The organism is Chryseobacterium luteum (genome assembly GCF_000737785.1).
GTDB lineage: Bacteria > Bacteroidota > Bacteroidia > Flavobacteriales > Weeksellaceae > Chryseobacterium > Chryseobacterium luteum.
In genome coordinates this window covers 21075-34237 of record NZ_JPRO01000013.1, presented here as the reverse complement: position 1 = coordinate 34237, position 13163 = coordinate 21075, and the positions used below count along the sequence as shown (strand labels likewise).

Annotated in this window: 6 protein-coding genes and 2 pseudogenes; all 8 read right to left on the bottom strand. The window is 39.4% G+C overall.

Annotated elements, in window-relative coordinates:
* Window positions 1–5: 5 nt before the first annotated feature.
* A complete protein-coding gene (locus IX38_RS13575) occupies window positions 6–377 on the bottom strand; it encodes a VOC family protein (protein ID WP_034705875.1) in 372 nt (123 codons plus the stop codon).
* A gap of 136 nt (window positions 378–513) precedes the next feature.
* Entirely contained in the window at window positions 514–873 is a 360-nt protein-coding gene (locus IX38_RS13570) for a hypothetical protein (RefSeq protein ID WP_034705874.1), read from the bottom strand.
* 47 nt (window positions 874–920) lie between these two features.
* On the bottom strand, window positions 921–1391 hold the full coding sequence (locus IX38_RS13565) for a hypothetical protein (RefSeq protein WP_034705873.1): 471 nt from the start codon (window positions 1389–1391) through the stop codon (window positions 921–923).
* A gap of 19 nt (window positions 1392–1410) precedes the next feature.
* Window positions 1411–1866 carry a DUF1569 domain-containing protein gene (locus tag IX38_RS13560; RefSeq protein WP_034705872.1) on the bottom strand — a complete coding sequence of 152 codons (456 nt, stop codon included), beginning with the start codon at window positions 1864–1866 and terminating at the stop codon, window positions 1411–1413.
* A 236-nt stretch (window positions 1867–2102) separates the two neighbouring features.
* Complete coding sequence (locus tag IX38_RS13555) at window positions 2103–2591, bottom strand: ecotin family protein (RefSeq protein WP_034706045.1); 489 nt, start codon at window positions 2589–2591, stop codon at window positions 2103–2105.
* 41 nt (window positions 2592–2632) lie between these two features.
* A complete protein-coding gene (locus tag IX38_RS13550; protein ID WP_051884738.1) occupies window positions 2633–8506 on the bottom strand; it encodes an alpha-2-macroglobulin family protein in 5874 nt (1957 codons plus the stop codon).
* Between the two features lie 6 nt (window positions 8507–8512).
* Window positions 8513–10789: pseudogene (locus IX38_RS23570) on the bottom strand (alpha-2-macroglobulin family protein); the annotation flags it as partial.
* A gap of 1734 nt (window positions 10790–12523) precedes the next feature.
* Window positions 12524–12853: pseudogene (locus IX38_RS23565) on the bottom strand (MG2 domain-containing protein); the annotation flags it as partial.
* Between the last annotated feature and the right edge of the window lie 310 nt (window positions 12854–13163).

Below are 13163 nucleotides of genomic sequence, written 5' to 3'. Positions count from 1 at the left end.
TATGATTATCTGTGTTGGTCAATTAAGATCATGTTTCCGTCCGGATCTTTCAGGAAAATATGTTCCGGCCCTGAAGTGCTTTCATCTGCGGCTTTCTCCATCTCCACTCCATTCTCTTTTAAATGTTTCTGAATATCGCGTACATCATCGAAAGATTCCAGGTTTTGGGCATTTTCATCCCATCCCGGGTTGAATGTGAGCATATTTCCGTCAAACATGGCCTGAAACAGCCCTACCAGGGTACTTCCGTTTTTCATAATGAGGTAATTCTGATCCATACCTCCGCCCATAGCGGTAAAACCTAGTTTTTCATAAAAATCTTTGGATTTCTGAAGATCTTTCACACTCAGGCTGATTGAGAATGCTCCTAATTTCATATGTGTATTTTATTTTTTAATGATGGAATCGCATATTGTAAATCTATATTTAAAATCTGTTTAAACTTATATTTGATATAGTTGGTCAATCGAAAAGAAGTTTAAACAAATTCTTAGTCTGCAAAGTATGGCGATTTCATGTTTTTTTTGTTTTTAAAGCTAATTTACTTCCTGCAAACACCAGCCCCCATACAACAATCCCTGAAATCCAGAACCATATTGGGGTAGGCAGAGAAATCATCATATACATTGTTATGCACAGGAAAATAACTCCGCAGACTGCTGCAGAAGTATGTTTTCCGTCGTTTGCAACTTTTGCAGCTGTGAATCCTGATACGAAAGCGGCCAACGCATAACCGATGATCACAAAGAACAGCGCCATAAAGGGGGCGTGAGCAACGTATTCCTTCATTACCAACATATCACCGCTTCCGGCCCCGGCAGGAGGCGGATATAATTGATGACCTATTTTCTCAATGATAATAATGCAGATCATTCCTGCAATGAGCCCGGCCGGTACAGTCAGTATTCTTCTTAAAATGGCTATTGGTTTTTTAAACGGGTTTTGAAGTCCAGTGTTGCGTCATAACTTTTCCAGTCACCAATCAATTCTATGTACTGTGCTTCTATTTTTTCAGTTTTTTTATTCCATTTGAAGGTATAGATCAGTTTACCTTTAAAAATACCGGAATGTTTTCCCTTAGCTTCTTCTGCCAGCTCGTATTCCCCGAATACCACACCTTTTCTTTTGGCATCCTTATACTTTGAGATGGTTATTTTTCCTTCGTATTTTGAATAGTGACCATCTACAAGAGAGTAGCCGGAAATAAAGTATTCCTGGTCATTTTTTTTATTCTGTTCGGAAATATTGACCTTGAGTTTAAGCTGCTGGCCGCGGTCTCCGATTGTTCCGGTATAAGCTTTGCTGTTGTTCAGCCAGACATTGGAAATATCCGGCATCTGGCCCGATGCAAAATTGAAGGCTAGAATGAGGATCCATAAAAGTTTTTTCATAATGTGTTGTGTGTATTATTTAAACGCCAAATTGAGACAGGTGATGGTTGAGATGTTTTGCAAACATATTATTCCACTCCTGAGAATTTAATTTACCAAAAGAAAATGATTCTTTTCCGTCAAAAGCTTCTGCTCCCAACTGCTGTGTTTTCTGGATAAAGCCAATCAGTCTTTTCTTCTCTTCTTCAAAATTTTTCCTCCCGGTGATCAAAAACTGGGGAGCTGTAGGGGAATCCCGTGAGTAAGCCTTTCCCCCAACCACTTTGGGTTTAACAAAAGTCTTTAAAATAAATTTTGCAATAGATCCCGGTTTTTTATGTTTTTCCGGTTCATACACCATTTCATACGATACGCTGCAGTGTGCAAGCATCTGGTCAACCGTCATTTTCCCCCATAAACCGTGGGTATCCTCAACCAAATTATTTATCCTATCAATATAGTTCTGAGCATCTTTTGCATCAAATACATTTTCCATAATATGTCTAATTATCTGAAAGCAAATATATCAGTTTTTTCTTTTGATTTTTACAGCGTGGTTAAAAAAACGGTGACGTGTTTTCCGGATGTGTTTTCTACCAGGTTGTAAAAGAAAATTTTTGTGATTGATGTATTTTTAAACCATTTAATATTGAAGTTTTTAAGGTTAGTCCAGATCAATAAAAAACTCCCCACAAAAACTGTGGGGAGCTTGATATTTTAAAATCATCCGGATTATTTCTGAACCGCTGATTTCATTTTAGCATCGGGACGCAAAATTCTGTAACGGACTTCAAAGTCTTTCGGTACATAGAATACTAAAGGCAGCTTGCTGTTGTATCTTACAATTTCCTGCTTAAGGGTCACCAATTTCTTAGTCTTCTTCTGATCCGGGCATGCCATTAATGTACCGCCTGCTTCACCATTCGATTCTACTTCATAATAGCTGTAGCCCCAACCCTGAAGACCATGGGTTTTCACTTCTCTCATTAAAAAATATTTGTTGCAGTCCACCATTTTTTTAGTTACTGCAAAAAATTCCACTTTTAAATCGTTTTCGTTTTTTGCAACAGGCAGCTGAATGTACACCTGCTTAAATCCGTCTTTAGCTTTCGGGAACATTTCAATCTCCAGCTTCTCCAACTTTTCTGATTTCTTTTGTGCGAAAGCATTTACACCTGCCAGCATGATCAGTCCTGCCATTAAAGTTTTTGAAAATCTCATCTTATTTTGTTTAAATTTCACTTCTTCCCTGTAGCTAAAAATCATTCCAAAATCTGAACCTGGGTTCCTTTTGTATGGGCATTCATCTGAGGCGCGTAGTAATTCTGCATAGTGGTGATCCCGTTGGAGAACTTACCGGCTGCATTGGAAACAAGGTCATATTCAAAGACATATTTTCCTTTCGGCATGTACTGGATGTAGAAATTGGTGGAAGCATCTTTCGTAGACTGGTAATAGCCCAGGCTGTTTTTCCACTGGTATCCGGACAATGCATCTGTAGGCTCAAACCCGGCTGCACGCATATCTTTAATGTGAATGAATTCCATCGCTCTGTCTGTATTCAGGATCATTCTTACGGTTACCTTATCGCCTACTTTTAAAGGGGTATCTGCTGAAATTTTCTGAAGCTCTTCGCCGTTTACCGTTTTTACTTTTTTGTAAAGCTCTTTGGTGATGGAGATATAGTTTTCAGAAGATTTTATTTTGTCCAAATCCTCATAATACTGCCAGAACAATCCTCCCTGAACAATTCCCGGACCTGGTTTGGTAACGGTAACGGTTCCTAAATTTTTGTCTACCGCATCAGTTTTTACTGTTGATTTCACATAGCCTGTGGCCTGGGTCTGCGGAACTAGTTCTTTTCCACCCCAGACAATCGTTGCTTTGTCGCTTTCGGCACCGGTCCATGATTTCCCTGAATTTAAGATCGTAAAGATCACTTCCGAGGTTCCTCTTGAGCTTCCCCATGAGTTGACTTCTTTCTGTGTGATGAGCCAGATCTTCATGTCTTCAATGAATTTCTGATCATTAGGCTTTAATTTGCTGAATGCTTCCAAAGCTCCTGCATGATTCACTACTTTGGATCCGAACCAGCCCCAGTCATTCAAGTTCTGTTTCCAGTAAACGCCCTGTGTTTTTGTATCGGCGGATGTTTCTTTCAGGTAGTTCATTAATTTATCCGAAACGTCTTTTAAGCCGTAATCATTCATCAATAAAGCGGCACGGTGAAGTCCGAAGAAGGTGAAATCTGTGATCTTCGCTGTTTTTGCTTTCTGCTTTACCAATGATTTCAATGAGGCTCCTTTTCCCTTTAACGGGTACTGTTTTTCCCAATAATTCCGGGTATCAAGGTAATCCATGGTCCAGTTGGTCCAGATATTATCTTTTTTCGCATCCCAGTATTTATCAATTTCGTTATCTACATACTGAACTAATTTCGTAACGAATTCTTTCTGTTCAGCACCTTGATAATCTTTTGCACTATCTTTTAACCATGTATTGATTTTCCCTAAATTTTTAAGGATATACAGAGATGTTCCGTAAGAACTTGGATATCCAGGATACCAGGAGAATCCACCATCCGGGTTCTGCAGTTTCTTAAGATCGTCCCAATCCTGGCTGATTGAATTTCTCATGGTATTGGCATCAAATAACAGGGCCAGTTTCTGCATCTGCTCACCTTCATTTTTACTTTCGAGCACCCAAGGGGTTTCTTCCAGTAAAAGCTGTTTCAGTTCCTGATTTTTTTCAAGATTTGAATTCAGTAATCCTTTGTTCTGATATTCTTCAAAAACAGTTTTCATTTTCGGATTGGCCTTGAATATCTCAGAAGCCAGCACATCTGCGAACCATTTGTTGAAGATCACGTCCGCAGAACTGTTCTGATCATTTTTCAGGCTTGGCAGTGCGAACATGATTTCCCAGATCGGATTAGTCGTCAGTTCCAGTGTATTCGAAACATTGGTGATTGTGGTAGAAGTTGTATTTTTAAGATTATCCAAAACAAATGTTTTCGTTTCTCCTTCTTTCACAAATACCGGTACAGCATCCGTTACGAGCATTCTGTTCGGAAGTACGGCAACTGCCTGCTGTTCACCATCTGAATAAGCTCCTGCTTTGGCCACCACTTTTAATATAATGGAAGAAACATTATCGGGAACTTTCAATTTCCATGTTAATGCGCTGTTTCCTTTTTCATTTAAATTAAAGTTCTGCGTTCCTGCACTGATCCCAAATTTAGAAGTGATATTTTCATTCGTAAAGGCATCCAAGATCTGAAGTTCTGCTGAACCGCTTAATTTTTTATCGGTGAGATTGGAAAGTTTCGACTGAAGATTCAGTTCATCGCCTTCTCTTAAGAACCTTGGATAATTGGGTGTTACCGAGAATTCTTTCTGTGTTACTACCTGTTTTTCCAATACGGCAGCTCTGGCATCTTTCGTGTGAGCCAGGAACATCAGCTTCCATTTGGTTAATGCTTCCGGTGAAGAAAATTCAAAGCTTACATTTCCTTCTGCATCTGTTTTCAGATCTGGATAGAAGAATGCGGTTTCATTTAAGTTTTGACGTACGGGAACTTTTTCCAGGTTTTCCTGCGAAGCTTCCTTATCAATAGCTCCGTCGGCTTCTGCTTCCTGAATTTTGGCAGCAGTAGATTTCATTACTCTTTTTTGCCCATGCCCTACCATAATAACTTCTTCATCTACTTTTGCGGCAGCCATAGGAGCTGGCATTGCGCGATTCTCAATCTGTAATCCCGCTACTCTCCCTCTTAATCCATAGCTGTCAAAATCACCATCAAACCAATTAAAATTCGGTACATCTACATATTTTCCATTGTAATATTTCAATCTTTTCTGATAGTACTGCTGCAACAGAGACTGTCTGATGTCATAAGAAGTCACGATGGAATATGGCGTATATAAATTCTGCCACCCGAATGTATTGGCTGCAAACTGATCCAATGACATATCGTACATATTGGCCAGTACTTCAGCATTTACTTTCTCTTTATCGTTTCCAGAAACCTTTACCGTCCACTTTTCTTTTGAGTTCGGTTCCAGCTTATCCCTGAATGTTACTGTTTCTATTTTTAAAGGCTGTTCACTATCTTTTATTTTCAGAGTAACGGACTGGGTCTGCACATCATTAAATGCTGCGACCTGGAACTGGATATTCAGTGCCGATACGCCTTTGTCTTTAGGGATATCTGCAGTGTATTCCAAAACTCCTTTTTTCAGCTGGTGTACTTCTGAAACTGTTTTTCCTGAACCGTCCTGAACAAATACGTTTACAAGCGCGTCCGGTACTGCGGAATATACATATACTTTAGCCTTCTCTCCTCTTGAAAACTCATTTTTGGGCTCAATAACCGTAAGGAAGGTTTTCTGGGAAGGCTTTAAAGCTTCTTTATTCCAGATGCTGAAATTCTGGGAAGATTTTATGGTGTCTTTTCCTTCGATATTATACAATTCAAGCTGATAATCGCCTGCTTCCAGTTTTCCTAAATCCAGTTTTGCAGCCGGTTGCTGAAGTTTTTCAGAAATTATTTTTTCTGTTTTCCAGTTTTTAGTCTCTTCATTTTTGTCAAACAGATCGTGTGGGAACTTGCTGATGAATTCTTCCCTGGAATATTTCGGAAGATCCTGAACCTCAGATTTAAAATTGTCTCTGAAAATCCTGTCCGGAACAGTCAGTTTAGAAAGCTTCACATGATAGGCTTTTTTCAGATCCTGTTCGTTATAGTTGAGGGTTTCTACTTTCAGTTTTACATTTTCGTCACTGAAGGTATTTTTGATTCCATCGGCTTTAATATAATGGGAAACCGAAGCTACTTTCAGTTGGGTATCGGCAGACTGCGTTTCTCCGTTGATATCCGTTACCGAAGCATTGATCTCGTAGTTATCAATCTGGATTCCTTCCAGCTTTTCATCTTTTTTAAGATCAAGACGGATCACAAATTCTCCTTTCTCATTGGTTTTAGCTTCTCCAAGGATAGAATTTTCGTTATCATTATCACGCGGATACCACCAGAAATACTTCCATCTGATGTTGTGTTTTTTGATCTCGTAATTCACGGTCGTATTGTTCAGAGCCACTCCGGAAAACATCATTGCTTTTCCTTTCAGCTCAATGGTCTGTCCGTATTTGTATTCTTCTTTTACAGGATCAAAAGTGACTTCAAACTTGGGTCTTTTATACTCTTCAACCCTTATGTCCTTATATCCCTGTGATCCTTCGTCCGTTCTAAGGTAAAAAACTCCGTTCAGCTGACCTTTGGGAAGAATAAAGCTTCCATGATAGGAACCGAATTCGTTCGTTGAAAAGTTTTGGGAAGAAACCTCCTGGCTGTTGGCATCAAGAAGTGTGATCTTCTGTTTTAACCCTGCAACTACAGCTTCTGTTTCCTTATCAATCTTGGTATTGATGACTTTGAAATAAACGGTCTGCCCCGGTCTGTAGATGGCTCTGTCTGTAAAGATCTGTGCCAGGGTACGGGTCTGCTTATTTGGATTGAAGTCTTCTGCATTTCCGCTGTTTCCATAGACCTGCATCATCTGGAAATCATTGGTTTTTGGCTGGCGGATCAGGAAAGTCCTGTAATATTCTTTGCTGGCTGTGGATGGAAATTTAAAAATACCGTTCGCATCCGTTTTCCCGTCAATTTTGTTTAAGGTTTTATTGGCCACAAATTCGTAGAAAGTAAGACTTTCATTGGCTGCCGGTTTCCCGTTTTCGCTGCTGACCAATTTCATTTCATTGGAAAGCTGGTTGCCGTCTGTTTTTGTCCGGTAAATTATCCTGTTTCCGGAAACCAGAAAGTAAAAATTCTGTCTGGAATCGTTATCTTTTGCTTCTGACCCTGCAACGGAATATTCAACCATATAGACTCCCGGGGGAAGAGGTTTAATTTCCAAAGACGTTTTATGAACCTGGTAATCTTTGGAATCACCAAGCTGGAATGTCTCTTTTCTTACAAGATTTTTTTTCACCTTTCCAAAGGTATTGCTGTAAGAATTCTGCACGTACTGCATTAGTGTTGTAAAATCTTCTTTTACTTCATAAATGTTCAGGGAAAATTCCGTGACGTTTTTGTGGTCCGCCACGATATGGACCGGCAGGTTATTCTGGGTCTGCTGTTCGTATTTGATGGTAAGAAACGGATTGGTGATTTGGTTTTCTTTATTTTTTATGTTTTCAATGAATGGAGATTTGGGATACTGTTTCCTGGCCTGATCAGCAATAGCCAAAGCTTCTTTCTCCTTCTTTTTCACCATAAGCTCGCTCATGATATCTTCCATGATGATGACTTTGTAATCTCCTTCAGTATCGGATTTCAAGAGATTCTGAAGCTGTTCGGTTTTGTCTTTACATTGACTGTAACTGCAGTTTTCCATCAGCTTTTCTTTCATGAAATACAGTTTAGGATTTCCGCTGTTCTGTGCAATCAATTCATCAAATGCAGCATTGATCTGTGTTCTGTTCTCTGCAAGTTCATTTTTTGTGAAAAGACCATTTTCGGAAAGAAAGCTGATCTTTTTCATAGAATACCATTCAAATAAAGTCGGGAAATAAGCAATGTCCCTGACTTCTGTAAAAATATCCTTATATTTTGCCAGAGGAATTTTTTTCATTTCCTGTTTCTGCTGATCAAGTTCCTGATAGCTTTTCTTAAGATAGTTTTTAAAATCCAGTTTACTCCAGGTTTCAATCTGGGATAAGTCTTGTGAATTGATATTGGTTCTGCTTTGTATCTCCCACGAATTCTGATTAAAGTAATCCATAAAAAATCCGTTGAGAAGAACAGTGTATACCAATTTCTCTTCGCCTTTCAATTTGGCATCAGCATCTTTCAGCTTGATGAAAAATTTAGAGGCTGCATCATTCTTATCGTCATCTACGGTAAGGTTCACAATGCTGAATTCTGCCTTCAGGGAACGGATGAGCTGGATGGCATTATTTTCTTTCATAGCGTGGTTTTGTATGTCTAAAACAATGGGAAGATTAGATTTATAGGCACCTTTCGCACTATTTTCGGTTACTTTTTTCCATTGGTCGTCGTAATACTTCTGGGCATGCATATGGGCAAAAAAGCCGAAACACAGAAATATCATTATTAATTTGACATTTTTCATATATTGTTATTTTCTTATTTCTATTTTGTTTCCTTCAGTCCTGGAATTCATCTGAGGGGCATAATAATTCTGCAGAACAGCAAAACCGCTCGAGAATCTTCCTGAAGCATTACATACCAGGTCATATTCAAATACATATTTCCCTTTTGACATGTAGTAAATAAAGAAGTTCGTGGAAGCATCTTTTGTAACCTGGTAATAGGCCAGATTATTTTTATACTGGTAGCCGGAGAGTACATCCACAGGCTCTAACCCGGCTGCCCTCATATCTTTCAGGTGTACATACTGCATCGGGCGGTCTGTATTCAGAATCATTCTTACGGTTATTCTGTCTCCTACCTTCAGCGGGCTGTCTTCCGTAATCTTCAGCAGCTGCTCTCCGTTTTCGGTCTTTATTTTTTTATAATATTCTCTGTTCATCGAAAGATAGGTTTCTGTAGATTTCACATTCTCCAGATTTTCATAATACTGCCAGAATAATCCACCTTGTGCAATTCCCGGACCATGTTTTGTAACGGTAACTTCTGCAAGGCTCTGATTGATCCGGTCTGATTTGATTACCTGCTTCAGGTAGCCTGTAGTTTTGGTCTGTGTTGAAACTTCTTTTCCACCCCAGATCACAGTTGCTTTATCTGCTTCTGGTGTAGTCCATGACTTTCCTGAATTCATCATAATGTAAATAATCTCGGCCGTTGTTCTGGAATTTCCCCATGAATTGACTTCTTTTTGGGTAGCCAGCCATACTTTAGATTCTTCAATAAAACCGACATCATCCGGAGTGACTTTATTTAAAGCTTCTATGGCTCCTGCATGATTCACGGCTTTACTTTCATACCATCCCCAGTCGTTCAGGTTCTTTTTCCAGTAAGCGCCCTGGGTTTCTGAGGACACGGATGTTTCTTTCAGGTAATTGACCAGCTTTTTAGAGGTGTTTTTAAGGCCGTAACTGTCATAGATAAGGGCAGCCCTGTGAACTCCGAAGAACGTAAGATCCGTTACTTTGAATTGATCTGCCCGGCTAATGATCATACTTTTGAGTTCCGCTCCTTTTCCACTGATCGGATATTCTTTTTCCCAATATCTTCTGGCATCCAGATAATCTAAAGCAAAATTGCTCCACGGATTATCCTCTTCTTGCTTCCAGTATCTTTCCAGCTGCCCGTCTACAAAACTGATGAGGGAGGAAACCATATCATTCTGGCCGGATTGGTATTCAGAAATGCCGTCTTTAAGCCACTCATTCATTTTTCCAAGATTTTTCAGGATGTATAATGAACAGGTATAGGAACTTTCATAGCCGGGAAGCCACGGAAAGCCTCCATCACTTTTCTGATATTGCCTAAGCAGGCTCCAATCTTTATTGATTGAATTTTTCATAGCATTCACCTCGAAAAGCCTTGAGATATTATTCATGGTTTCTGTTTCAGATTTGGCCTGGAGAACCCACGGGGTTTCTTCCAGAAGGACCTGTTTAAGCTCCTGATTTTTTTCAAGATTGCTTTTGAGAAGATCGGCTGTTTTGTATTCATCAAAAACCGCTTTCATTCTTGGATTGGCTTTGAAAATTTCAGTTCCTACCACATCTGAAAACCAGGTATTGAATATTTCATCGGAGCTTATATTTAAATTCTGGCTAAGATCAGGAAGCGCAAAAATAATTTCCCAGACCGGATTGGTTTTCAGCTCCAGGGTATTACTGAAATTGGAAGCTGTCGGGGAAGTATTGTTTTTTAAATTAGTTAATGTAAATGTTTTGGTCTGTCCTTCCTTTACAAAAAGAGGAACAGCATCGGTGAGCAGCATCCTGTTTGAAAGTACGGCAACCGGAATCTGCTCGCCGTCGGAATGGTTTCCTGATTTTGCCACCACTTTAATGATAATTGAATAAACGTTATTGAAAGGCGTTTTAATGTTCCAGCTTACGGTGGAATTTCCGGTTCCTCCCACATTAAAATCCTGTACAGATGAGGTGATCCCGAATAATGATGAAATATCTTCGTTGGTTTCTGCATTCAGGATCTGTAAGGACGCAACACCAGCCATAGCTTCATCGGTAAGATTGGAGATCCTGGTCTGGAAACTGAGCTCATCACCTTCTCTTAAAAACCGTGGATAGTTTGGATTGACGGAAAGTTTTTTCTGTGAAACAATATCTTTTTCCAAAACTGCACTTCTCGCATCTTTGGTGTGGGCCAGAAACATCAGCTTCCATTTGGTGAGCGCTTCGGGAGTTGTGAATTCAAAGCTTACCCTGCCTTCCTGATCTGTTCTTAACTGGGGATAGAAAAAGGCTGTTTCATTAAGGTTCTTACGGACTTTCACATCATCCAGGTCTTCTTTTTTATCTTCAGATTGCTTGTCTTTTTTATCTGAAAGCCTGCTGTCTTCTTCATTTTCAAAACGGCCTTTTTTTCTGCTTAAACTACTGTTGACTTCCATTGCTACCGAACGTTTGGGACTTGGGCAGCCGTTATAAGTTTCCAACCCGGGAACAGTAGGACATGCATCGCGTTGATCATCAATCCCATCTCCGTCTGTATCTGTGGTCAGGCAGTATTTAACCAACAGGTTATAAAAGACATTTTCATCGAACCATCTGAACTGTGGAAAGTATACGTTTTTAGTTTCTACATAATTAACCTTTTTATACCAGTACAGGGATTCAAAGAAGTTATCTACGTTATAGTCCTCGATCACACTGTGCGGGATGTAGTATGTATTAAACCTATAGGTATTCGGTGCAAATTTATCCAGGGATTTGTCATACATCGAAGCCAGCACCTCCGCGACTACTTTTTCATTGTTTTTTCCTAAAATCTTAACGCTCCATTTTTCTTTTGAATTGGGTTCTACTTTATCCCGGAAGGTCATGAGTTCCACTTTCAAAGGATCTTCTTCGTTTTTAACGTAGATATTGGCAAATTCATTCTGCACATCATTGTAATGAACCACTACAAACTGTACATTATATTTAACAATATTTTTATCCTGAGAGACCGGGAAAGTATAGGCCAGTACACCATTGGTGAATTTTTTCTCTTCAATTTTTTTACGTCCCTGCCCGTCCTGCCAGTACACATTCACTACGGCATCCGGAATGGCGGAGTACGCGTATAAAGTCACCTGCGAACCTCTTTTGGCTTCATCTTTCGGAGCTGTTATTTTAAGGAAAGGGAACTGATCCGGTCCCAGCCCTTTTTTATCCCAGATGCTGAAATCCTGCTGTGTTTTTATGGTATCTTTTCCTTCGATATTGTAGACCAATAACCTGTAATCTCCGGCTTCGAGTTTTCCAAGACTCAGTTCTTTTTCATTCTGTGAACGTTCTGTAACCGTTTTCAGGATTTCCCAGTTTTTACGGTCTTCCGACTTATCGTACCTGTCATGCGGGAATCTGGCCAGGAATTCTTCCCTCGACATTTTCGGAAGATCCTGAATATTATTCTGAAAATTGTTTCTCAGGACTCTGTTTGGCTGTCTGAGACGGACCAATTTTACGTTATAATTCTTTTGTAAAGGAATATCATTGTAATTGAAAGATTTCACGTTGATTTTAAGCTCATCATCTGCCGATGCCTCTTTTATTTCACCAGCTGTGAGATAGTGTGAAACTGATGCTACTTTTATATTGGTTTCTGCCGATTGGGTTTCTCCGTTAATGTCTGTGGCAGATGTTTTTACTTTATAATTATGAACCTGTATTCCTTCTGTATTTTCATCCTTCTTCATATCAATTTTAATGATAAATTCACCTTTTTCGTTGGTTTCCGCTTTTCCCAGGATGGAGTTTTCATTGCTGTACTGGTCAACGGGATACCACCAGAAATAGCGCTGGCGTATATTTTCTTTTTTCAGCTCAAAACTAACATTGGTATTGCTTAACGGGATTCCTGAAAATGTAAGAACTTTCCCTTTCAATTCTATGGTCTGGCCATATTTGTAATCCTTTTTGATGGTATCAAATATAACCTCAAATTTCGGACGCTTATATTCCTCGACAGAGAAATATTTTGAATCATTGATCTGATAACTTTTATATTCACCGGAAACCTGCATTCTGAACTGCCCGTTCAGCTTATCTTTCGGCAGCACAAAACTTCCGCTGTACGATCCGAATGCATTGGTTTTAAATTTTTTAGAGCTTATTACCTGGCTGTTGGCATCATACAGCGTCACTTCCTGTTCATTATTAATGATGATGTTGTCCCTTCTTTTCTCAAAATCGGGAACTGTAGACACCGCCTTAAAATACACGGTCTGTCCGGGTCTGAATATTTCCCTGTCCAGAAAAAACTGGGTATGTGGATAGGAATAATTATTGGAACGGGCTTCATAAGTTCCTTCCATCATATTGAAATCATTATTCACAGGATCATAAATAATGTAGGGAGATATGTAATGGTATTGTGTCTTTTCGGAAGGAAATCTGGCAAAATTATCTGTTTCTATGAGCAGTTGCGTTTCATTTACATTCGAATAATCTCCAAAACCGTATTTCAGGAGCCTCGTATTGGGCATAGGTCTGCCGTCTTCCCTTGAAACGAGGATATGGTCTTTCTTTTCGTTGTAAATAACTCTTGAAGAAGTTACAAAAAACAAAAATTTAGATACATCTTCTCCATTGATATATTCACAGATGTACATTCCCTTGGGAAGT